The 21,935-nt window shown below is 69.8% G+C and carries 23 protein-coding genes, 1 tRNA gene and 1 pseudogene; 11 read left to right on the forward strand and 14 right to left on the reverse strand.

The window, feature by feature from the left end:
• Nucleotides 1-111: 111 nt before the first annotated feature.
• From thrC to V3W46_RS13515, 3 genes and pseudogenes are all read right to left on the reverse strand, one after another.
• Nucleotides 112-1,233 (reverse strand): threonine synthase, encoded by a 1,122-nt coding sequence (gene thrC, locus V3W46_RS13505; protein ID WP_331783637.1) that lies wholly within the window; start codon nt 1,231-1,233, stop codon nt 112-114.
• Complete coding sequence (locus V3W46_RS13510) at nt 1,233-2,555, reverse strand: homoserine dehydrogenase (protein ID WP_331783638.1); 1,323 nt, start codon at nt 2,553-2,555, stop codon at nt 1,233-1,235. The genes thrC and V3W46_RS13510 overlap by 1 nt, the downstream gene beginning before the upstream one ends.
• Nucleotides 2,556-2,752: 197 nt before the next feature.
• Nucleotides 2,753-4,273: pseudogene (locus V3W46_RS13515) on the reverse strand (diaminopimelate decarboxylase family protein); the annotation flags it as partial.
• Nucleotides 4,274-4,468: 195 nt separating this feature from the next.
• On the opposite strand from V3W46_RS13515, the gene V3W46_RS13520 reads away from it, so the two are divergent.
• Nucleotides 4,469-4,885, forward strand: a complete 417-nt coding sequence (locus tag V3W46_RS13520; RefSeq protein WP_331783640.1) for a hypothetical protein — start codon at nt 4,469-4,471, stop codon at nt 4,883-4,885.
• 69 nt (nt 4,886-4,954) lie between these two features.
• Here the strand turns inward: V3W46_RS13520 and V3W46_RS13525 are convergent, their stop codons facing one another.
• From V3W46_RS13525 to V3W46_RS13535, 3 genes are all read right to left on the reverse strand, one after another.
• Nucleotides 4,955-5,797, reverse strand: a complete 843-nt coding sequence (locus V3W46_RS13525) for an LmeA family phospholipid-binding protein (protein ID WP_331783641.1) — start codon at nt 5,795-5,797, stop codon at nt 4,955-4,957.
• A 38-nt stretch (nt 5,798-5,835) separates the two neighbouring features.
• Nucleotides 5,836-7,515, reverse strand: coding sequence for an arginine--tRNA ligase (gene argS, locus V3W46_RS13530; RefSeq protein WP_331783642.1), 1,680 nt, complete (start codon nt 7,513-7,515; stop codon nt 5,836-5,838).
• A 145-nt stretch (nt 7,516-7,660) separates the two neighbouring features.
• Nucleotides 7,661-8,455: a transglutaminase-like domain-containing protein gene (locus tag V3W46_RS13535; protein WP_331783643.1), complete on the reverse strand. Its 795-nt coding sequence runs from the start codon at nt 8,453-8,455 to the stop codon at nt 7,661-7,663.
• Between the two features lie 87 nt (nt 8,456-8,542).
• Here V3W46_RS13535 and V3W46_RS13540 point away from each other — a divergent pair.
• The 3 genes from V3W46_RS13540 to V3W46_RS13550 all read left to right on the forward strand — a co-directional run bounded on the left by V3W46_RS13540 (nt 8,543) and on the right by V3W46_RS13550 (nt 9,572).
• Nucleotides 8,543-8,617: transfer RNA gene (locus V3W46_RS13540), tRNA-Arg, on the forward strand.
• 125 nt (nt 8,618-8,742) lie between these two features.
• On the forward strand, nt 8,743-9,153 hold the full coding sequence (locus tag V3W46_RS13545; RefSeq protein WP_331783644.1) for a hypothetical protein: 411 nt from the start codon (nt 8,743-8,745) through the stop codon (nt 9,151-9,153).
• A 260-nt stretch (nt 9,154-9,413) separates the two neighbouring features.
• Nucleotides 9,414-9,572, forward strand: coding sequence for a hypothetical protein (locus V3W46_RS13550; protein WP_331783645.1), 159 nt, complete (start codon nt 9,414-9,416; stop codon nt 9,570-9,572).
• Nucleotides 9,573-9,745: 173 nt separating this feature from the next.
• Here the strand turns inward: V3W46_RS13550 and V3W46_RS13555 are convergent, their stop codons facing one another.
• A complete protein-coding gene (locus V3W46_RS13555) occupies nt 9,746-10,510 on the reverse strand; it encodes a gamma-glutamyl-gamma-aminobutyrate hydrolase family protein (protein WP_331783646.1) in 765 nt (254 codons plus the stop codon).
• A 144-nt stretch (nt 10,511-10,654) separates the two neighbouring features.
• Here V3W46_RS13555 and V3W46_RS13560 point away from each other — a divergent pair, with 144 nt between their 5' ends.
• The 6 genes from V3W46_RS13560 (at nt 10,655) to V3W46_RS13585 (ending at nt 16,079) form a co-directional block, all read left to right on the forward strand.
• Complete coding sequence (locus V3W46_RS13560; protein ID WP_331783647.1) at nt 10,655-11,332, forward strand: NADPH-dependent F420 reductase; 678 nt, start codon at nt 10,655-10,657, stop codon at nt 11,330-11,332.
• Between the two features lie 49 nt (nt 11,333-11,381).
• Nucleotides 11,382-12,323 carry an arginase family protein gene (locus V3W46_RS13565; protein WP_331783648.1) on the forward strand — a complete coding sequence of 314 codons (942 nt, stop codon included), beginning with the start codon at nt 11,382-11,384 and terminating at the stop codon, nt 12,321-12,323.
• A gap of 53 nt (nt 12,324-12,376) precedes the next feature.
• Nucleotides 12,377-13,159, forward strand: a complete 783-nt coding sequence (locus V3W46_RS13570; RefSeq protein WP_331783649.1) for a crotonase/enoyl-CoA hydratase family protein — start codon at nt 12,377-12,379, stop codon at nt 13,157-13,159.
• A 107-nt stretch (nt 13,160-13,266) separates the two neighbouring features.
• A complete protein-coding gene (locus V3W46_RS13575) occupies nt 13,267-14,811 on the forward strand; it encodes a dihydrolipoyl dehydrogenase family protein (RefSeq protein ID WP_331783650.1) in 1,545 nt (514 codons plus the stop codon).
• Between the two features lie 39 nt (nt 14,812-14,850).
• Entirely contained in the window at nt 14,851-15,234 is a 384-nt protein-coding gene (locus tag V3W46_RS13580) for a Fe-S oxidoreductase (protein ID WP_443069991.1), read from the forward strand.
• On the forward strand, nt 15,231-16,079 hold the full coding sequence (locus tag V3W46_RS13585) for an SDR family NAD(P)-dependent oxidoreductase (protein WP_331783651.1): 849 nt from the start codon (nt 15,231-15,233) through the stop codon (nt 16,077-16,079). The genes V3W46_RS13580 and V3W46_RS13585 overlap by 4 nt, the downstream gene beginning before the upstream one ends.
• A gap of 85 nt (nt 16,080-16,164) precedes the next feature.
• Here the strand turns inward: V3W46_RS13585 and V3W46_RS13590 are convergent, their stop codons facing one another.
• Nucleotides 16,165-16,692: an SIP domain-containing protein gene (locus V3W46_RS13590; protein WP_331783652.1), complete on the reverse strand. Its 528-nt coding sequence runs from the start codon at nt 16,690-16,692 to the stop codon at nt 16,165-16,167.
• 80 nt (nt 16,693-16,772) lie between these two features.
• Nucleotides 16,773-18,206, reverse strand: coding sequence for an amidase (locus tag V3W46_RS13595; protein WP_331783653.1), 1,434 nt, complete (start codon nt 18,204-18,206; stop codon nt 16,773-16,775).
• Nucleotides 18,207-18,228: 22 nt separating this feature from the next.
• On the opposite strand from V3W46_RS13595, the gene V3W46_RS13600 reads away from it, so the two are divergent.
• Nucleotides 18,229-18,756, forward strand: a complete 528-nt coding sequence (locus V3W46_RS13600) for a DinB family protein (protein WP_331783654.1) — start codon at nt 18,229-18,231, stop codon at nt 18,754-18,756.
• Between the two features lie 100 nt (nt 18,757-18,856).
• On the opposite strand, the gene V3W46_RS13605 is transcribed toward V3W46_RS13600, so the two are convergent.
• Genes V3W46_RS13605 through V3W46_RS13625 form a run of 5 tightly spaced genes read right to left on the reverse strand, consistent with a single transcriptional unit; the run spans nt 18,857 to nt 21,641 of the window.
• A complete protein-coding gene (locus V3W46_RS13605) occupies nt 18,857-19,435 on the reverse strand; it encodes a GNAT family N-acetyltransferase (protein WP_331783655.1) in 579 nt (192 codons plus the stop codon).
• A gap of 9 nt (nt 19,436-19,444) precedes the next feature.
• Nucleotides 19,445-20,182 (reverse strand): uracil-DNA glycosylase, encoded by a 738-nt coding sequence (locus tag V3W46_RS13610; protein ID WP_331783656.1) that lies wholly within the window; start codon nt 20,180-20,182, stop codon nt 19,445-19,447.
• Entirely contained in the window at nt 20,179-20,364 is a 186-nt protein-coding gene (locus tag V3W46_RS13615) for a hypothetical protein (protein WP_331783657.1), read from the reverse strand. Before V3W46_RS13615 ends, V3W46_RS13610 begins: the two co-directional genes overlap by 4 nt.
• Nucleotides 20,361-21,098: a peptidase S51 gene (locus V3W46_RS13620; RefSeq protein WP_331783658.1), complete on the reverse strand. Its 738-nt coding sequence runs from the start codon at nt 21,096-21,098 to the stop codon at nt 20,361-20,363. Before V3W46_RS13620 ends, V3W46_RS13615 begins: the two co-directional genes overlap by 4 nt.
• 15 nt (nt 21,099-21,113) lie before the next feature.
• Nucleotides 21,114-21,641 carry a phosphoribosyltransferase gene (locus V3W46_RS13625; protein ID WP_331783659.1) on the reverse strand — a complete coding sequence of 176 codons (528 nt, stop codon included), beginning with the start codon at nt 21,639-21,641 and terminating at the stop codon, nt 21,114-21,116.
• Between the last annotated feature and the right edge of the window lie 294 nt (nt 21,642-21,935).

Here is a 21,935-nt window from a genome sequence, read left to right on the forward strand (position 1 = left end):
CAGACCCGGCCGCCGAGGCGGCGGTGGGGCCGGTAGCTCCCGCCGAGGCGGCGGTAGGATCGGTAGCGCCCGCCGAGGCGGCGATCACCGGTTCGGCGGGCACGGCGCCTGTCACGCGGATGCCTTCGAGAGCCCGAGCACTCCGGCGATCTCGGCGACGTCGATCGGCACGACGGTGGGCTCGACATCGCTGCCGTTCGCCGTGCGCAGGGCCCACTGCGGGTCTTTCAGCCCGTGGCCGGTGACCGTGAGCACGACAGTGGCCCCGGCCGGGATCTGGCCGGCCTCTGCACGCTCGAGCAGGCCGGCGACGCTGATGGCCGACGCGGGCTCGACGAAGATGCCGACCTCGGCCGAGAGAATGCGGTGGGCTTCGAGGATCTTGGCGTCGTCGATGGCGCCGAAGTAGCCGTCGCTCTTCTCGCGGGCGTCGGTGGCGAGGTGCCACGAAGCCGGGTTGCCGATGCGGATGGCGCTGGCGATGGTCTCGGGGTGCTTCACGACATGGCCCAGCACGATCGGCGCGCTGCCGGCGGCCTGGAAGCCGAACATGCGGGGCAGCTTCGTGGTGGCGCCGCGCTCGAGCTCTTCGCTGTAGCCGCGGAAGTAGGCGGTGTAGTTGCCCGCGTTGCCCACCGGCACGATGTGGAAGTCTGGCGCATCCTGCAGCACCTCGACGACCTCGAAGGCGGCCGTCTTCTGGCCCTCGATGCGGTCGGGGTTCACCGAGTTCACGAGGTGCACCGGGTAGTTGGCGGCGAGCTCGCGCGCGATGTCGAGGCAGTCGTCGAAATTGCCCTGCACCTGCAGCAGTTCGGCATTGTGCGCGATGGCCTGGCTGAGCTTGCCCATGGCGATCTTGCCCTCGGGCACCAGTACCGCGGCCGTGATGCCCGCGTGCGCAGCGTAGGCGGCGGCCGAGGCCGAGGTGTTGCCGGTGGAGGCGCAGATGACGGCCTTCGCACCGTGCTCGACGGCCTTCGAGATGGCCATGGTCATGCCGCGGTCTTTGAACGAGCCCGTGGGGTTCATGCCCTCGAACTTGACGTAGACCTTCGCGCCCGTGCGGGCAGAGAGCGCCGGGGCCGGGATGAGCGGGGTGCCGCCCTCGCCGAGCGTCACGATCGGGGTCGCCTCTGTGATGTTCAGGCGGTCGGCGTACTCGTGCAGCACACCCCTCCACTGCCGTGACGCGATCTTTCCGGGCACGGTACGGGCACTATCGGCGGCCATCAGGCTCCTTCAACTCTCATTACGCTCGTCACGCTTGCGACGGCTGTGTGTTCGGCGAGCGATGAGACGGTTGCGCTGAGCGCCGCCTCGGTCGACTCGTGCGTGACAATGACAAGGGTAGCGGTGCTCACGTCGGCGGGCGTGCGGGCCTCGCCGACCGACTGCTGCACCGCCTCGACCGAGACGCCGTGTTCGCTGAACAGTCCGGCGATGCGGGCCAGAACACCCGGTTCGTCGGCCACCTCGAGGGTGATCTGGTAGCGGGTGAGCACCGCGCCGATGTCGAGGATGGGCAGGTGCGCGGTGAGCGACTCGGCGACGCCGGGGCCGCCCGCCACGTGCCGCCTGGCCGCCGACACCAGGTCGCCGAGGACAGCGGATGCCGTCTCCAGCCCGCCCGCGCCGGCGCCGTAGAACATCAGGTCGCCGGCGGCCTCCGCCTCGACGAACACCGCGTTCTTCGCGCCGTGCACCGCCGCAAGAGGATGCAGCCGCGACACCAGCGCGGGGTGCACCCGCGCCGAGATGCCCTCGGTGCCCGTCACCGGGTCGGTGACGCGTTCGCAGATCGCCAAGAGTTTGACGACGTAGCCCGAGCGGCGGGCCTGGTCGACGAGCTCGGGCGTCACCTTCGTGATGCCTTCGCGGTGCACGGCCTCGACCGGCACTGCAGAGTGAAAGGCGAGCCGGGCCAGGATGGCCGCCTTCTGCGCCGCGTCGAAGCCCTCGATGTCGGCGGTGGGGTCGGCCTCGGCGTAGCCCAGGTCGGTCGCCAGGGCGAGGGCCTCGTCGAGGGTGTCTCCGTTGACGTCCATGCGGTCGAGGATGTAGTTGGTCGTGCCGTTCACGATGCCCAGGATGCGCTTGACCCGGTCGCCGGCGAGGCTGTCGCGCAGCGGCCGGATGATCGGAATCGCTCCCCCGGCGGCGGCCTCGTAGTAGAGCTGCGCGCCGACCTGCTCGGCCGCTTCGAACAGCTCGGTGCCGTGCAGGGCGAGCAAGGCCTTGTTGCCGGTGACGACATCGGCGCCCGAGTTCAGCGCCTGCAGAATGTAGGTGCGGGCCGGCTCGATGCCACCCATCAGCTCGATGACGATGTCGGCCGAGAGGATGAGCGATTCGGCGTCGGTGGTGTACAACTCGTGCGGCAGGTCGACCGTGCGGTCGGCATCCACGTCGCGAACGGCGATGCCGACGAGCTCGAGGCCCGCGCCGACGCGGGAGGCGAGCTCATCGCCGTGCTCGCGCAGCAGCTGGGCGACCTGGGCGCCCACGTTGCCGGCGCCGAGCAGCGCGATCTTCAGGTTTCGGTATTCGATCATGATGCTTTCTTCGAATCGGAGGGTGCTGCGTCGCCGGTGACGGGGTCTGCGCGGACGCCGGGTGTGTCTGCATGGGCGCCGGTGACTGTGTCTGCGTTTGCGCCGGCGCCGGCGGGTGTGTCTGCGTTTGCGCCGGTGCCGGCGGGTGTGTCTGCGTGGCTCATCGACACTCGCGCCTTGCGGGTCTCGCGGCCGATGCCGGGATCGCGTGCCAGCAGGTCGTCGACCGTCTCGCCGCGCACGATGATGCGCGCGCTGCCACGCTCGACAGCGACCACCGGTGGGCGGCCCAGGTAGTTGTAGTTGTTCGACATCGACCAGCAGTAGGCACCCGTGGCCGCGACGGCGACCAGGTCGCCGGGTTCGACGTCGCCGGGCAGGTAGTCGGCGTTGACCACGATGTCGCCGCTCTCGCAGTGCTTGCCCGCGATCCTGACCAGCGCGGGGTCGGCCGCCGAGATCCGGTTGGCCAGGCGCACGGTGTAGTCGGCGCCGTAGAGGGCGGGGCGCACGTTGTCGCTCATGCCGCCGTCGACGCTCACGTAGGTGCGTACGGCAGTGGCTGTGGCACGAAGGGGCAGGGCGGCTGCCTGGTCAGGGGCGGTGGCGGTGCCGGCGGCAGTGGCTGTGGCACGAAGAGGCAGGGTCGCTGCCTGGTCGGGGGTGGTGGCGTTGGCGGCGGTCTCTTCGTCGGTTCCGAGCTCGGTTGCGACGCTGACCGGCTTGACCGTTCCGACGGTGTAGAGGGTCGCCGTGCCGGGGCCGATGATGACGCGGCCGGGTTCGAACGCCAGGTGCGGCACCGCGACGCCGAGGCGGGCGCACTCCGACGCGACGATGTCGGCCAGCTGCGCCGCCAGTTCGGCGATCGGCGTGGGGTCGTCGGCGCTCGTGTAGGCGATGCCGAATCCGCCGCCGAGGTTCAGCTCGGGCACGTCGCCGCCCCGCAGCAGCTCGGCGTGCACTCCCAGCAGCCGCGCTGCCGACTCCGAGAACCCGTCGGCGCCGAAGATCTGCGAGCCGATGTGACAGTGCAGTCCGAGAAATTCGAGGCTCGAGTGCGAACGGATGCTCGCGACCAGGCTCGGGGCGTCATCCAGCGTGATGCCGAACTTCTGGTCTTCGTGTGCCGTCGCGAGAAAGTCGTGCGTGTGCGCGTGCACCCCGCTGTTGACCCGCAGCCGCACACGCTGCACACGGCCGTGCCGCTCGGCGGCGGCCGCGATGCGCTCGACCTCGATGGCGCTGTCGATGACGATCGCGCCGACTCCGTTCTCGACGGCTGCATCGATCTCGGCGAGCGACTTGTTGTTGCCGTGGTACCCCATGCGCGCCGGGTCGACGCCGGCCGCCAGGGCGACCGCGAACTCTCCTGCGCTGCACACATCGATGGAGAGGCCCTCGCCGGTCATCCATTCGGCCACCGCAGAGCAGAGAAAGGCCTTGCCGGCGTAGTAGATCGTGACGTCGGTGCCGATGCGTTCGAACGCGCTCTCGAAGGCGTCGCGCAGGCCCCGTGCCCGGGCGCGGGCGTCGGCCTCGTCGACGACGTAGAGCGGCGTGCCGAAACGGGCGGTGAGGGCCGAGGCCGGCACTCCCCCGAAGGTCAGTTCGCCGTCGGGAGTGCGGGCGGCGTTCATCGGCCAGACGGCCGGCGGCAGATCGTTGGCGTCGTCGGGCACGGCAAGCCACGCGGGAGCAAGGGGGTTGGCAGTCATCGGGTGAACCTTTGGCGGGCTTGTGGCGGCATTCGCCAGAACGCAGCGCACAGCAGGAACTGGTGCTGACTGCACGTGGAATAAGGGAAATGCTACCGGAGATCGCTGACGAGCACATTCTCGTGACGCAACCGAGACGGTGAAGCTGAGAATAGCTCTATACTGGGTGAGCAATCGTCGAGAACCGGAGGCCCCATGCTCGCGTCACACCTGTCAGACACCGCTCGCCCCTCAGACACCGCTCGACCTTCAGAGACCGCGTGCGCCAGTGCCCGCGGCGCGAAGCGGCGGCGCCGAGCCATCGCGGCGGCCGCGTTGCCGCTCACCCTGGCGATGCCGCTCCTGCTGGGCGGATGCTCGGGCGGCACCCCCACGATCAGCTCGTCAGACTTCGCCCACCACGTGGGCGACCTGCTCGAGAAGCAGGTCGGCGTGACGCCGACAGTCGACTGCGGCAGCGACCCGATTCCGATCGTGAACGGGGGCGTGGTGCACTGCGACATCAGCACGGCCGACGACCCGACCACGATCTACGACTCGACCACCACGATCAGCAACGTCAACGGCGGCGACTTCACGGTCGACACGAAGGTGGCCGATTCGCCGAAGTGAGAGTGCGCGCCGGGGCTCACCGGCTGCACGGCGCCGGGCGTAGCGGCAACGTCGACCCAGGCCTACGGGTCAGCAGCTGCCGGTGGTGGAGAGCGCCTCTTCGGTGAGCGCGAGGTTCGTGGCTTCGGCCGTCACCGTGACCTGTCCGCTCGTCGGCGTGATGCTGGTGAGCTGCACCCCCTGCGGCAGGTACTGCGCCACGCAGATCGAGAGCGGCTTCGACACGACGGCCTTGAGCGCCCCGCTCACGTCGATCGACGCCGACCCGGCACTGAGCTGCGCGCCGGTCGGGGTCAGCAGAACATCCGGGCCCTGCGGCTGCGCCGTAGCCGTGGCGTCGTAGCCGAGGGTGAGGCCGAACACCGTGAGCTGGCCCGAGTAGCCCACGGTTCCGTCGCCGAGCGTGATCTCGTTCGAGCCCGGAATGCTGAGAAACGAGTTGACCGCGGCCTGGTCGAGCGTGAGGCTCGCCGTGGCGTGCGGAACCGGCTTCGACTGGTCGGTCGACACGTCGGTGGCGGTGACGCTCGCCTGCACGGGCACGCCGTTCACCTGCATGTTGCGGCTGGTGAGGGTGACATCGCTGAACGTTCCTGAGACGTACTGCAGCAGGAAGGGTCCGCCGCCGATGGTCACGTCGACGTCGCCGGTCACGTTCGCCGGCAGGTTGTCGAGCACGGCCTGGCGCACCTGGCCCTGGGCGTAGGCGCGCAGCGCGATGTCGGCGACGACGAGGATGATCGCCAGCAGTACCACGGCTCCGGCGACGATCGCGATGATGCGGCCGCGTCGCGATCGCGGTGGCGTGGCGGGGCCAGCGGAAGCTCCTGCCGGCCCACCCCCGGCCGCGCCGGCCGGCGGGGGCGGCTGGTGAGACCGAGACGATGCGGCGGGAGGCGGGGCACTGGTCATGACACGAGGCTAGACCACGCCGTCGTTCCCGTCGGTGGTCACATGCGGTCGGGGGCCGAGACGCCGAGCAGAGCCAGCCCGTTTCGGATGACCTGGCCGGTGGCGTCGTTCAACCACAGGCGCGTGCGGTGCAGGTCGGTGATCGGCTCGTCGCCCAGCGGCAGCACGCGGCATGCACCGTACCAGCGGTGGTAGTGCCCGGCGACCTCCTCGAGGTAGCGCGCGACGCGATGCGGCTCACGCAGCTCGGCGGCCTGGGCGACGATGCGCGGCAGCTCCTGCAGCGAACCGAGCAGCTCGGTCTCGGTCTCGTGCGTGAGCAGGCCCGGCTCGAACGCGCTGCGGTCGACACCGGCCACGGCGGCGTTCTTCGCCACCGAACGGGTGCGCGAGTGCGCGTACTGCACGTAGAACACGGGGTTGTCGTTCGTGCGCTCACGCAGCTTCTCACCGTCGAGTGAGAGAGGTGAGTCGGCGGGGTACCTGGCGAGCGAGTACCGCAAGGCATCCGCCCCCACCCAGTCGAGCAGGTCGTCGAGCTCGACGATGTTGCCCGCGCGCTTCGACAGCTTGGCGCCGTTGAGGTTCACGAGCTGGCCGATCAGAATCTTGATGTTCACGTCGGGGTCGTCACCGGCCGCCGCCGCGAGCGCCTTGAGACGGCCGACGTAGCCGTGGTGGTCGGCGCCGAGCAGGTAGATCTTCTCGGTGAAGCCGCGGTCTTTCTTGTTCAGGTAGTACGCGGCGTCAGCGGCGAAGTACGTGGTCACGCCGTTGCCGCGGGTCAGCACGCGGTCTTTGTCGTCGCCGAAGTCGGTCGTGCGCACCCACACCGCGTCGTCTTTCTCGAACACGTGACCCTGCTCGCGCAGGCGCACGGCAGCCTGGTCGATGAGGCTCGTGCCGGTCTCGGGGTCGGGAGCATGCAGCGTGCGCTCGCTGAAGAACACGTCGAAGTGCACGTTGAAGTTCTCGAGCGACGCCTTGATCTCTTCGAGCTGCTGCAGGTAACCGAGGTCGCGGGCGACCCCGATGGCGTCGTTCTCGGGCAGTTCGAGCAGGTCGGGCACCTGGGCCAGCACCTTTGCTGCCAGCTGCTGGATGTACTCGCCCGGGTACCCGCCCTCAGGCGTGGGCTCGCCCTTGGCGGCGGCGAGCACCGAGGCGCCGAAGTTGTCCATCTGGTTGCCGGCGTCGTTGATGTAGTACTCGGTCGTGACCTCGGCGCCGGATGCACTCAGCACCCGCGCGATGGCATCGCCGAGCGCGGCCCACCGGGTGTGCCCGAGGTGCAGCGGACCCGTCGGGTTCGCCGACACGAACTCCATGTTGACGCTGAGCCCGTCGAGCACGTGGTTGTGCCCGTAGTCGTCGCCCTGGCTGAGGATCGTACGCACGATCTCACCGGCGGCAGCGGTCTCGAGAGTGATGTTGATGAAGCCGGGGCCGGCGACATCGACCGAGGCCACGCCGTCGATCGCCTCGATGTCGGGGGTGATCTCCGCGGCGAAGGCGCGCGGATTGGTGCCGAGCGACTTGGCCAGCTTCATGGCGATGTTCGTGGTCCAGTCGCCGTGGTCGCGGTTGCGCGGGCGCTCGAGCTGAACGTCGACGACCGAGATCGTGACCGGCTGGGCATCCGGTGCGTCGCGGCGTCGGGCATCGAGACGGCTGGTCACGATGTCGAACAGGGCGCTGGAGAGGTCTTCGGGAGTCACGGTGTTCAAGCTTATCGTCGCGGCCTGCGTGCATTCTGCGGGCGGGAATCCGCCCCCGTGCTGCGATCGATTCGGCACTGATGGTCGCTAAGACGGTTCGTGGCGTGCATCTGCGCAAAACCGATCGTGACTCGGGCGGATCGGCTCAGTGCAGCTGAACGAGTTCGCGGGTGTCGTCGCGGGGCAGGGCATCCACTGTGGCCGTGACCTCGAGCGAGGTCAGCATGAGCCAGCCGCCGTGGTTGCTCAGAAAGGCGGTGTCGGCGGCGTCGCGGCCGGTGGCGATGCGCACCAGGCTCTGGCGCGGGGCGAGGGCGGTGGCGTCGACCACGAACCACTCGCCGTCGACGTACGCCTCGGCGACGGCGTGGAAGTCCATCGGGTCGAGCCCCGGCGCATACACCGACACCAGGCGGGCCGGCACGTCGAGGGCGCGCAGCAGGGCCACCACGAGATGCGCGTAGTCGCGGCAGACGCCCTGCCGCGAGAGCAGCGTGCGCACAGCGCCGTCGGTCGGCAGGCTCGAACCCGGCACGTAACTCAGCTTGTCGCCGACCCACGAGCTCACACTGTCGAGCAGCATGCGGCCCTCGAGCCCGGCGAACTCCGACCGCGCGGTGGGCAGCAGAATGTCGCTCTCGCAGTACCGGCTCGGCCGCAGGTAGGTGATGAGATCGTTCTTCGTCACGATCGCGGGGGCCGCGGTGCCGTCGACGACCGCCCGGTAGTCGAGGGTGAGCCGGCCCTTTCCCGTGTCGAACTCGTGCAGGCGGGTACCGTGCACGTCGGTGATGTCGACGGGGGTGAGCGGATGCCCGTTGAAGCTGTATTCGACGCTCTCACTCTCGACGGCGAGCCCCTCGGCCACCGCTATCGAATACACGAGGTTCGCGGGGGCGTCGATGTCGCATTCGATGTGGGCGCTGACCGTTCGCTTCATGCTCACGATCCTGTCATGAAACGCTGCAGCCCTCGCGCCCGTCATCAGACACCCCGCGGCCGGTGGTATTGTGAACACCGCACTCCTGGCCCCATAGCTCAGGGGATAGAGCACTGCCCTCCGGAGGCAGGGGCCGCAGTTCGAATCTGCGTGGGGCCACCATTCTCGACAGCCCGGAACGACGCGCATGCCGCGGGTTCCGGGCTTTCCCCGTTTTGGGAGCACCGCAGTCGGTCTACGCTCCAGGTGTGGGTGAGATCGAACGGCGGAGACGACGCACGAAGGGGATGGCCCCGAGGCACGTGCCGCAGGTGGTCGTGCCCGTGCCGTTCGACGAGGTGGGGGACTTCGTACGCCACGCGTTGAAGGGCACGAGCCTGGTAGACCCGCTCGCCCTGTTGGCCACCGGCTGGACGCTGTTCGAGCCGCACCTGCGGTTCACCGCGGTCGATGATCAGCACACGCGTATCGAACTCGACGTGGTGGGGAGGGTTCCCGGCGCCGAGACCCTTCTGTTCACTCGGCGTGTGGGTGAGATCGACCGGTTCTTCGTTGCCCTTCAAGACGAGCTCGACAGCCGGAGCCATGGGCGGTCGCAGACCAGCGCCCGTGCTCCCGTCGAGACATCGACTGAACGACTCGAAGCCTCGACTGAACGTCTCGAGGCCCCGACTGAGCGTCTCGAAGGCATCGACTGAGCGTCGGGGTGTGGGCCAGGTCGACGGATGCTCATCCGTTCTGTAGCGCCCCTCCCCCGTTCGGGGGTCACATTCGACGCGTTTCCTCCGACTGGCCGAGATTTCCTGAGGTAGTTTCTGCGAAACGCCCGTGTCGCGCTTGCGCGTGGATTTGTGCAGTTATGCTCAGTTCAACGTATTCAGTGACCCAGCGTCGGGCCTGGCTCTTCGAGCTCGTCGACGGATCATCCGCACCGACGTACCACCGAAGGAGCCCCGCCATGACGCTTGCACTCATCGTCATCGTCGGCACGGTCTGGGTCATCGTGTCGCTTCCCATCGCCCTGATCATCGGGCGCATCCCACGTCTGGCTGAACGCGCCGACCTTCCGTACTCCTCGCCGGCCGCGACCGGCAGCGTCGGCAACATCACGCGCTAGCGCGCGGGCAACATCAGGCGCTGGCGCACGGGCGCGCTGGGGACGTCTGCTCGATCGCGCTGAGGCCGTCCGGTCGCCAGCGGAGCACAGCCGGTCGCCAGCGGAGCACAGCCGGTCGCCAGCGGAACACGGCCGATTGCCGGTGGAGCGCGGCCGGTCGCCGGTGCAGTCCGTCAGGCGGCGAGCGAGTCGGCCGCGACACCGCGCTGCGCCCACTCGCGCAGCGAACCGACCAGCGACGCGAGCTGGCCCGCGGGCGCTCCCGCGTCTTCGGGGTGCCACTGGATGCCCACGACCGGAGCGTGCGCGTGCTCGACGGCCTCGGGCAGTCCGTCGTCGGCGGTCGCGACGACGATGAGGCTCGACCCCAGGGCGTCGACGGCCTGGTGGTGGGCGCTCTGCACCGTGACGGCGTCGCCGAGCACGCCGTACAGCCGGCTTGCGGGGTCGAGGGCGACGGTGTGTCCCGACATCGTCTCGTCGATCGGCACGTCGAGGTGCTTGTGGATGGTCGCCGACCCGAGGTCTTGCACGAGGGTGCCGCCCAAGGCCACGTTGATCACCTGAAGGCCGCGGCAGATGCCCAGCAGCGGGGTCGAGGTCTCGACCGCACGTCGCACCAGGGCGATCTGGGCTTCGTCGGCCGCCTCGTAGTGCCTGCCCTCTGCCGGGTAGCCGGCGGCTCCGCCGTAGTACCGCGGAGCAATGTCTTCGCCGCCCATGATCACGATCGCGTCGGCGTCGCGGGTGACGTCGAGAAGCTCGTCGGTGCCGACGTCGGCCGCGGCGATGCGGGTGACCTCGTAGCCCTGCGCCCGCCCCTCGGCCACCATGCGCGAGTTCAGGATGTCGATGTACGCGTGGTACTCGGTGTCGTGAGCTCGGTGCCGGGTCACTTCGACGACGGCGAGGCGCAGTGTGGTGGTCGGGGTGGGCATGACCCCATTCAACTCCGCTCTGCGGCCGCACCCAACCGTGCCGGTAATGTTTCGCAATACTCGCCACGGGGGCCGCCGACGGGAACGATCGAACGGGAACGGTCGCACGGGAACAATCGGCGCCCCGGGCCGGTTCGACCCAGCATGACAACTCTCGGATTCATCGGCTCCGGCCGCATCGGCGCCCAGGTGGCGCGTCTCGCCGTGGCGAACGGCTACACGGTCGTACTCAGCAACTCGCGCGGGCCCGAAACCCTCACCGATCTGGTCGCCGAGCTCGGCTCGCAGGCCAGCGCCGCGACCACCGAGGAGGCCGCAGCGGCCGCCGACATCGCCGTCGTCTCCATTCCGCTGAAGGCCTACGAGACCGTGCCGGTCGCCGAGCTGGCCGGCAGGGTCGTCATCGACACGAACAACTACTACTTCGAACGCGACGGGCACATCGGCGAGCTCGACGACGAGTCGACCACCGTGTCTGAACTGCTGCAGGCGCACCTGCCCGAGTCGAAGGTCGTGAAAGCGTTCAACCACATCAGGTTCGACCAGATCACCACCGACGGCAAGCCGGCCGGGTCGACCGGGCGCCGTGCGCTCGTCATCGCCGGTGACGACGAGGGTGCCAAGCAGACGGTCTCGACCCTGCTCGACGAGTTCGGCTTCGACGCTCTCGACGCCGGGCCACTGGCAGAGGGCTGGCGCATCCAGCGCGACGAGCCCGGCTATGTCGCCGGCTACCGCACGGTCGACGAGATGACCAGCGACCTGGCGCGGGCCAAGCGCTACCGCGACATGACGCCCGGCGAGTTCGGACCGCACGACTGAGACCGGCACGCCGAAGCAGACCCGCGCCCACTCGTGCCACACTGAGACCGTGTCAGCGACTTTTCTTGTGGTGCCCGAGTGGCAGGGTTCTGGTTCATCCCGCGCGATGCAGTTGATCGACGGGGCCGATGCGATCGCGGGCGACCTGCCGTCGAGCGTGACGACCCGGCTCGAGATCCCCTTGGGCGCCGGCGAGAGCCTGGGCACCGGTGTCGCCCGCGTGAGCGCTCTGCGCAGCATCCGCGATTCTGTCACGCGCGCCCTGCGTGACTCTGCGGTGATCGCCGACGCGGCCGCCGCGGCTGCTGCGGCCGCCCGAGACGAGCTCGGCGACGAGGCAGCGGTGGCCGACCCGGCCGCGCCCGACATCGTCGTGACGATCGGCGGCGACTGCGGCGTCGAGCTGGCGCCGGTGGCCGAGGCGGTTCGCGCGCATCCGGGTGTGGCGGTGGTGTGGCTGGATGCCCACGCCGACCTGATGCGCCCCGCCGAGTCGGGCGCCAGCGCGTTCTCGGGCATGGTGCTGCGAACGCTGCTCGGCGACGGCCCCGACCTGCTCGTTCCCGAATTCGACCAGACGGTCTCGCCTGGGCGCCTGGTGCTCGCCGGAGTGCGCTCGATCGACGACGACGAGCAGGCCTACATCGAGGCGTCGAGCATTCGCGAGGTGAGCGTCGACGCCCTGCAGCAGAGCGAAGAACTCACCCGCGGCGATGCCCTCGTCGAGGCGATCGCCGCGACCGGCGCGACCTCGGTGTACCTGCACGTCGACCTCGATGTTCTCGACCCGGCCGAGATCGCGGGTGTCAGCTACCCCGAACCGTTCGGCCTGAGCGTGGCGGCCCTGGTCGAGAACATCATGGCGGTGCGCCAGCGGTTCACCCTGGTGGGTGCAGGAATCACCCAGTTCGCCCCGGCCAGTCCTGACGCCGCCTCCGACGATCTGTCGGCCGTGCTGCGTGTGATCTCGGCCCTCACCCGGGCCTTGTGAGGGTTCGCACAAACGATCCTGCTCTGCCCGCCGGCCGCCGCTAGTCTCGGGCCATGACCTCCCGCATCACCGTCGAACGCCAGGGCCACATTCTGCTGATCGGCCTCAACCGCCCCGAGAAGCGCAACGCCGCCGACTTCGCCCTGCTGACCGAGCTGGCTCTCGCCTACGGCGAGCTGGAACGCGACGCCACGCTGCGGGTCGGGCTCGTGCACGCGATCGGCGAGCACTTCACCGCCGGGCTCGATCTCGCCGATGTCGGCCCGCGCATCACCGCCGAGGGCCTCGACATCGTGCCCGAAGGCGGCATCAACCCGTGGCAGGTCGGTGGCCCACACCGCACCAAGCCGGTGGTGATCGCGGTTCAGGGTATCTGTCTCACCCTCGGCATCGAACTCATTCTCGCCAGCGACGTGGCCGTCGCGGCCGCATCGACCCGGTTCGCACAGATCGAGGTGAGCCGCGGCATCCTGCCGTTCGGGGGCGCGACGATCCGCTTTCCGCGAGCGGTCGGCTGGGGCAACGCGATGCGCTGGATGCTCACGGGCGATTACTTCGACGCAGCCGAGGCGCTGCGCATGGGCATCGTGCAGCAGGTCGTCGCCGACGGCGAACAGCTCGCGGCGGCCCTGGTGCTCGCCGAACGCATCGCCGCCCAGGCGCCGCTGGCCGTGCAGGCGACCCTCGCGAACGCCCGCCTGGCCGTGCGCGAGGGCGAAGCCGCGGCCGAGACCGCGCTGCAGCCCGAGCTGGTGCGCCTGGCGGCGAGCGAAGACGCCGGCATCGGCATGCAGGCGTTTCTCAGCCGTCGCGCGGCCGAGTTCGTCGGGCGATAACCGCCGGGTCGCCTCCTCGTCAACCACCCCGCCTGCGCGCGCGGCGGCGGGTAGGGTGAAAGCAGCCGCAGCGGGCTGAACGAGCGCGCTGGCGCGAAAGGATCACAATGTCCGAAGCCACGCAGAGCACCCCGGCGCCGACCGCCGACTCCCAGCACTCCCAGGCCCCGTCGCCGCCCACCCAGACCTTCGACGCCATCGTCATAGGCGCGGGAGCCGTGGGCGAGAACGTGGCCGACCGGGCCGTGCAGGGCGGCCTGAGCGTCGCCCTCGTCGAGGCTGAGCTGGTCGGGGGCGAGTGCTCGTACTGGGCCTGCATGCCGTCGAAGGCCCTGCTGCGCAGCGGTGCCGCGCTGCGTGCCGCGCAGAACGTCTCGGGTGCGCGTGAGGCTGTCACGGGCATCCTCGACGCCCGTGCGGTGCTGAAGCGCCGCAACGAGATCACGAACGACTGGAACGACGAGAGCCAGGTCGAGTGGGTGAAGGGTGCGGGCATTACGCTCATACGCGGCCACGCCCGCTTCACCGGGGTGAAAGAACTCGAGGTGACGGATGCCCAGGGCACTGTCACCCGGCTCGTCGCCCGGCACGCGATCACCGTCTCGACCGGGTCTGCAGCACTGCTGCCCGACACGCCGGGCCTCGCCGACGCCGCACCCTGGACCAGTCGTGACGCCACGTCGGCCGAGAGCATTCCCCGACGGCTCGCCATTCTCGGCGGCGGCGTGGTCGGCTGCGAGATGGCCACCGCCTACGCCTCGCTCGGGTCGGAGGTGACGCTGCTGTCACGGTCGGGGCTGCTGTCGAACCAGGAGCCCTTCGCCGGTGAACTCGTGCGCGACTCCCTCGTGGCGCTCGGCGCGCGGGTGCGTCTCGGCGTCGAGGTGACGGCCGTGTCGCGCGACGGAGCGGGCGGCGAGATCACCCTGACCGTCCGCGACACGGGCGCCGACGCGGCGGGCGAGAGCACGCTGGTCGTCGACGAGTTTCTCGTGGCCGTGGGGCGCACGCCGCGCACCGGCGACCTCGGGCTCGAAGCGATCGGGCTCGAGCCCGGCCAGTGGCTCGACACCGACGACACGCTGCTGGTGCTGGATGCCCAGGGCAAGCCCCTCGACGGCGAGTGGCTCTACGCCACCGGCGACGTCAACCACCGCGCGCTGCTGACCCACCAGGGCAAGTACCAGGCCCGCGCCGCCGGCGACGTGATCGCAGCCCGGGCGCGCGGCACAAGACTCTCGCTCGAGCCGTGGGGCGCCCACGTGGCAACGGCCGACCACGAAGCCGTGCCGCAGGTGACCTTCACCGACCCCGAGGTGGCCTCTGTCGGGCTTACCGAGGCTGCTGCGAAGAAGGCGGGCTACGACGTTCGCGCGGTGGAGTACGACATCAGCTGGGTCGCCGGAGCGAGCGTCACGAGCGAGAGCTACGTGGGCCGGGCGAAGGCCGTCGTCGATGAGAAGCGGCAGGTTCTGCTGGGAGTGACGTTCGCCGGCCAAGACGTCGGCGAGCTCATCCACTCGGCGACCATCGCGGTGGTGGGCGAAGTTCCGCTGAACCGGCTCTGGCACGCGGTTCCCTCCTACCCGACCCTGAGCGAGGTGTGGCTGCGGTTGCTCGAGACCTACGGCCGCGACTCGTCGAGTTTCTAGGTGGCGGAGGCATCCCCCGCCGCGCGGGTCGGGCTGGGCATCCTGCGCCGCGGTGTGCTGCCGGTGCTGAGAGCGGTGCTGCTCGCTCCCCCGCTGGCCCGGGCCGGCTATCTCTACGCCACGCTGGTCGGGCTCGTCTGGGGCGCGGTGCTGAGCACCGGCCGCATCCGCCGGGTCGACGGGCTGTTCGTGTGCACGGGTGTGCCGAGATGGGCGTTCTCGCGCGGCGGGTCGTGCATCGGCGGGGTCTACCTCACCGACAGCAATGCGGGGCCACGGGTGCTCGAACACGAGGCGGTGCACCGGCTGCAGTGGCAGAGGTACGGCCTGGCGTTTCCGCTCGCGTACTATCTTGCGGGGTCAGACCCGCTGACCAATCGTTTTGAAATCGAAGCAGGACTCGAGAAGGGCGGTTACCGGTGAGAGCTCAATCAGTCATCGTGATCACGGGCGCGAGTTCGGGCATCGGCCGCTCGGCGGCCGGCACGCTCGCCGCCGACGGCGCCACCGTGGCGGTCGTGGGGCGCAACCCCGAACGCACCCGCGCGGTCGCCGCCGAGATCGGTGGTGAGGCGTTTCTCGCCGACTACGACCGGCTCGACGACGTGCGCGAGCTGGCGGATGCCCTGCTGGCCCGTTACGACCGCATCGACGTGCTGGCGAACAACGCCGGCGGCCTCGTCGCCAAGCGGGCCCTGACCGTCGACGGGCACGAGCGCACGATCCAGAGCAACCATCTCGCACCCTTCCTGCTGACGAACCTGCTGCTGCCGCGCCTGCTCGAGGGAGCCGCGACGGCTCCGGTGCGGGTGATCTCGACGGCGTCGAGCGCAAACAACCTGGGGCGAATCCGGCTCGACGACCTCGACCTGCGCAACAGGCGCTGGTTCGGCGGGTGGCCGGCGTACGGCGCGGCGAAGCTGGCGAACATCCTGTTCATCCAGGAGCTGGCGCGGCGCACGGCGGGCACGGGGCTTGAGGCGTACTCGTTCCACCCCGGTTTCGTGGCGAGCTCGTTCGGTGCCGACACCTGGCCGCTGAAGCTGTCGAATGCCATCGGCCAGGGTCACATCGGGTTGAGCCCCGAGGCGGGTGCGGTGCCTCTCGTGCAGCTGGCGTCGCTCGATGACGTGCAGGCGGCACTGGATGCCCCGAGCGGCACGTTCTTCGACCAGCTGAAGCCGAACGGCCGCACGTCGAAGCAGGCGCACGACCCCGAGTTCGCCACCAAGTTCTGGGCGGTCTCGGCGCGCGAGACGGCCGGCTGACGCACGACCCGCCACGAGCGGGGCCGGGTGGAGTGGGGCTCGGACGAGGCTGGTCGAGCCTGGTGCCGGCTCGCTGCGAGGCGGATCAGGCGGGAGTGGCCACGCCGAGGTGCGAGATGAGGTCGAGCCGCAGGTCGCTGAGCACCGAGCCCGCGGGGGCGTCGTCGAAACCGAAGACCACAGCGGTGATCTCGCCACCGTCGAGCTCGGGGTCGCCCGTGCTCATCTCGCTCACCCAGGCCCGAACGGCCCGGTCGAGGGCCACCCCGGGGCGGCACGCCTCGCTGGTGCCGGGGGCGCCGGTGCGGCAGTCGCGGGCCAGCCAGGTGACCGTCATGAGTTCGGGGGTGTCGAGGCATTCGATGTCGTCTGTCGACGCGACCTCGATGAACACCTGGCCGCGCGTGCGGGTGGTGCGCGACTGGAGCGTGCTGAGGTGGACGACGAGGTCACGAACATCCTGCATCGAGGAGGCGTCGGCCGCCAGCAGAACGCGGCCCGTCAGGCCCACGGCGGGAGCGGAGACCGCTGCGCCCGCAGAACCGGCCGGCGCGAGGGCCGACGTGCCGATTGTGTTGCTCTGCACGCTGCGGGGATCAAGTACGACGCTCATTTGTCTTAAGCATAGGGTTGCCTTACCTAATACGCAATGCGACCCCGGCCAACCTCAACGAACTCTCAGCGTCGCGCGAGTCACGCGGTGTAGGCCGGCGGATGCACGAGATCCCAGCGCAGTCGCCGCTCGAGCTGTGCGCCGATCGCCAGCAGGGTCGCCTCGCCACTCGGCCGGCCGATGAGCTGCACGCCGAGCGGCAGGCCGGTCTCTGTGGCCCCGACCGGAAGGGTGATGGCGGGCAGCCCGCTCACGTTCACGTACGACGTGAACGGGGTGTACTGCACCTGCTGGGCGAAGTTCAGTTCGGCGTCGTCGGCGTCGAACCAGCCGATCGGGCGCGGCGGCAGCGCGAGCGTCGGCGTGACGATGGCGTCGAAGCTCGAGAACTGGCTGATCACCGAGCGCTCGAAGGCCGACAGCGTCTGCAGGGCACTGACGAGAGCGCCTGCGTCGAGCGCCCGGCCACGGTGCATCAGCCAGCGGGTCAGCGGCTCGAGCAGGTGCTCGGTGCTGTCGTCTGCGGGCAGCAGGGCAGCACCGGCCTGCCAGATGACGCGGAACGCCGATCCATACTCTGGCGCGGGAAGCAACGAGAGCGATTCGACGCCGTGGCCGAGTTCGGAGAGCACCTCGACCGTCTGCTCGAACGTCTCGAGAACCTCGGCGTCGAGAGTGATCTCGTAGTCGAGCTGCCAAGGCGAGTCGAGCAGCACGCCGAGCTGGAATCGTCCTTCGCCGCGGATGGCGGCGCCGAGGTACGGGCCGTCGAGATTCTCGGGGGCGCGCAGCGTGAAGTGGTGCCGGGGCGAGCCGCCGGAGGGGGCGACCATGCCGTCGAGCAGAAGTGCGGCATCCGTCACCGTGCGCGCCAGCGGGCCGCCCACGGCCAGGCCGGCCAGCGTGCCGATGCCCGAGGCCGACGGCACGAGTCCGCGCGTGGGCTTGAGGCCGACGAGCCCGGTCGCCGCAGCCGGAATGCGAATCGACCCGCCGCCGTCGGAGCCCGGGGCGAACGGCAGCAGGCCCGCAGCCACGGCGACCGCGGCACCGCCGCTCGAGCCGCCGGGGCCGAGAGCGGTGTCGTACGGGTTGCGGGCCGGCGGTGCGACCAGGTTCTCGGTGTGGCTCGGCAGCCCGAACTCGGGCGTGGCCGTCTTGCCGAGGCTCACTCCCCCGGCCTCGTCGAGCACCTCGGCGATCTCGTCGGACTTCTCGGGCACGAAGTTCTCGAACAGGCGAGATCCGAAGGTGGTGCGCACGCCCGCCCGCCGCACCAGGTCTTTGTCGGCGAACGGTAGACCCCACAGCGTCGTGGTGCGCGGCACGCTCTCGGCGACGAACCGCGCCCGCTGCCGGGCCCGTTCTGCGGTGACCTCGTGAAAGGCGCCGAGCACCGGGTTCAGCCGCTCGATGCGGCCGAGGTAGTGATCGGTCAGTTCGAGAACGCCGACCTCGTTCTTCTGCAGCAGCCGCCACTGCTCGAGGGCGGCCAGCTCATGCAACTGGGTCATGCCCCGAGCGTACGCTGGATGCATGAACACGCTCGTCAGCACCGGGACCCTGCCGGCCGACACCCGCATCGACCCGCCCGGCCGGGCCGGCGAACGCGAGAGCCTCGAGTCGTTTCTGGCGCTGCAGCGGCAGTCGATCGTCTACAAGGCCAGTGGCCTGAGCGACCACGACGCCGCGCGGCGCCTGCTGCCCTCAATCACCACCGTCTCGGGCGTGATCAGGCACCTCGCCGACGTCGAACGCAGCTGGTTCCGCGAGGTGATGGCCGGCGAGCAGAACATCGCCTACCGGTGGAGCGACGACGACCCCGACGGCGAGTTCCGCGTGAGCGCCGACGATGCGCTCGACGACATCATCGCCGACTACCTCTCGGCGTGCGCCGAGTCGAACGAGATCATCGCGAGCCACACCCTCGACGACGTCTGCGTCGGCCGCGACAACCGCTTCACCCTGCGCTGGATCATGCAGCACCTCATCGAAGAGACCGCGCGCCACCTCGGCCACATCGATGTGCTTCGCGAACTGCTCGACGGGGCCGTCGGCGAGTAGCGAGGGGCGTCGAGGGGGCATCGAGAGAGCGTCGAGGTCAGGGGCCGCCGGCGAGACGGATGCCCGGCAGCGCCATCGGCACCGGCACCGGCCACCCGGCCTACTTGAGGTGCTTCTGCAGCAGCACCGTACCGAGCCAGCGGTTGAACTTGAACCCGACCTTGCCGAGCCGCCCGACCTCTTTGAACCCGAAGCCCTCATGCAGGCGGATCGAGCCCTCGGCGCCCTTGTCGACGATCACGGCGAGAACCTCCTTGATGCCCGCGGCCTTGCTGCGGGCGAGCAGCTCTTTCATCAGCGCCTTGCCGAGCCCTTTGCCCGTGGCCGCCGGGCCGAGGTAGATCGAGTCTTCGACGGTGCGGCGGTAGGCGGCCTTCTGCTTCCACGGCGACACGTACGCGAAGCCCATGAGCTGGTCGGTGGGCGACACGGCGATCAGAAACGGCATGTTCAGTTTCGACACCCAGGCGAACTTGTCGCGCCACTCCTTCAGCGTCATGGCGTCTTCGTCGAGCGTCACGACCGTGTTCGCCACGTAGTGGTTGTACAGCTCGCGCACGTGCGGCATGTCTTCGAGGGTGGCGTCGCGAATACGGTACTCGAAGGTCTCGATCGGCGGTGACGCCGGGCGCAGGCCGGGGGGCAGCGTTCGCCGCGGCTGGTATTCCTCTTCGAGCATGTGCCGATCCTAACCGCTGCCGACGGCGGGCGGCAGGGGTTCGACGGCGGCGTCGGGGAGCGCCCAGTCGATGGCAGCGCTGCCCTGCGCGAGCAGCGCGTCGTTGGCGCGACTGAACGGTTTCGAGCCGAAGAATCCGCGGCTCGCCGAGAGCGGGCTGGGGTGCGCCGACTCGATCACGGGCACGCCGGCGAGCCACGGCTTGAGGTTCGCCGCATCCCGGCCCCAGAGAATCGCCACCAGCGGGGTGCCCCGTGCCGCGAGCGTCTTGATGGCCAGCTCGGTGACCGGCTCCCAGCCCTTGCCGCGGTGCGAGCCGGCCTCACCCGGTCGAACCGTCAGCACTCTGTTCAGCAGAATGACGCCGTGCTGCGACCAGGCCGTGAGGTCGCCGTGCGGCGGCGCGGTCACCCCGAGGTCGGTGTGCAGTTCGCGGTAGATGTTCTGCAGGCTGCGCGGCACCGGCCGCACGTGCCGTTCGACGGCGAACGACAGGCCGATCGGATGCCCGGGGGTCGGGTAGGGGTCTTGCCCCACGATGAGCACGCGAACGTCGGCCAGCGGGTAGCGGAAGGCACGCAGCACGTTCGGTCCCGCCGGCAGGTAGCCGCGCCCGGCGGCCACCTCGCCGCGCAGGAACTCGCCCATGCGCGCGATGTCGCCCGCCACAGGCTGCAGGGCCTCGGCCCAGCCCGGGTCGATCTGCCCGTCGGCGGCCAGCTCGGCCAACGACTTGGCCGATGTCATCGCAGCCCCGCCCTCGCAGCCAGCGTCATCGCAGCCAGCATCATCGCAGCCAGCATCACCGCAGCCAGCGTCCTGGGAGCACCTCCCACGTCATCGCCGCCCCTCCGCGTCATCTCTGCGCCGACGTCGTCACCGCCGCGTACCGCCGCCTGGCCGAACGACAGCCCGTGCGCGCCGGTCATTCGTCGTCTGCCTCGCCCAGGGTGGCGACCCGAACGGCGCCATCGTCGCCGAGCGTGACGGTCCACACGCTGCCGCGGCCCACCACGCGCAGCGGGCCGTCGCCGACGATCAGGGCGGTGTGCTCGTCGATGGCCACGCCGCTGTCGGTGAGCCCCGCCTCGGTGGCCGCCACGAGCCGCGACAGCGTTCCCCACTGCGCGGCGTGCACGTCGACCGCGAGGTCGATCAGCGCGATGCCCTCACCGACGGTGATCTCATCGAGGTCTTCAGACGCCTCCTGCGGTGACACCTCGACGTCGCCGATCTTCCAGCCGCCCAGCAGCGCGTTCTCGGCCGCGAGAGCCGCGCCGGCCGAGAAGCCGAGGTACGGTATGCCTGCCGCGACCGCGTTCCTGATGGCGCCGAAGGCCGGGGCGAGGCTGTCGCGGTAGGCCGGTGTGAGTCCGCCCCAGACCAGGATGCCGTGCACCCCGTCGAACACGGCCGGATCGATGGGCGACCCCTCCGGCGAGAGCACGGCGACGGGCTCGAATTCAGTGAGGAGGTCGAATGCGGCCGTCACCTCGGCGTACTTCTCGGCGGCGTCGCCGTCACGCACGAGCACGAGCGCGATGCGCGGGCCGGTCAGCCGGGCATCTTGCAGCGCCCGCTCGGCCGCCTCGGAGAGGAACTCGCGGTACACCGCGCCGTCGTCGACGAGCGGCCAGCCCCCGCCCACCAGATGGATACCCATGCCAGGCCCCGCGGCTCAGATGGTGACCGGCGGCAGTGCCGACCACGGAAAGACGATCCACCGGTCGGTCTTGCGCCAGAAGAAGTCGGGTTCGATGACCGAGCGCGGTTTGGAGTACAGCGTCGCCGTCTTCACGATGACGCCGATCTTGGTGAGCAGGTCGACGACCAGCGCGAGCGTGCGGCCCGAGTCGGCGACGTCGTCGACGAGCAGGATGTTCTTGCCGATGAGGGCCGTGTTGTCGAGCATGGGGGGCAGGATGATCGGCTCGGGCAGCGTCGTCTCGATGTCGCTGTAGAACTCCACGTTCAGGCTTCCGCAGCTCTTGGTGCCGGTGGCGTAGGCGAGCGCGCCGGCCGGCAGCAGCCCACCGCGCGCGATCGCGATCACGAAGTCGGGCACGAAGCCGCTCTCGAGCACGCTGGTCGCCAGCACGCGCGACGCCTCACCGAACTCGAGCCAGCCGAGGATCTCGCGCTCGGGAGTGTGCTCCTTCGCGGTCTCTGTGTCGGCAACGTCGGTCACTTCTGCGCTCTCAGCCATTCGTCTACGCTACCGGTGATTCAAGCCGACGTGCACGCCGGTTGAGGAGCGGCGCAGCCGCGTATTCAAACCCACCCCGCCGCCGGTTGAGTAGCGGCGCAGCCGCGTATCGAAACCCACCCCACCGCCGGTTGAGTACCGGCGCAGCCGCGTATCGAAACCCACCCCACCGCCGGTTGAGTAGCGGCGCAGCCGCGTATCGAAACCAGCGGGGTCGGTTTCGATACGCGCGGCTACGCCCCGCTACTCAACCAGCGGGGTCGGTTTCGATACGCGCGGCTACGCCCCGCTACT

Origin of the sequence: Subtercola sp. YIM 133946, from assembly GCF_036553535.1 — a bacterium.
Lineage (GTDB): Bacteria > Actinomycetota > Actinomycetes > Actinomycetales > Microbacteriaceae > Subtercola.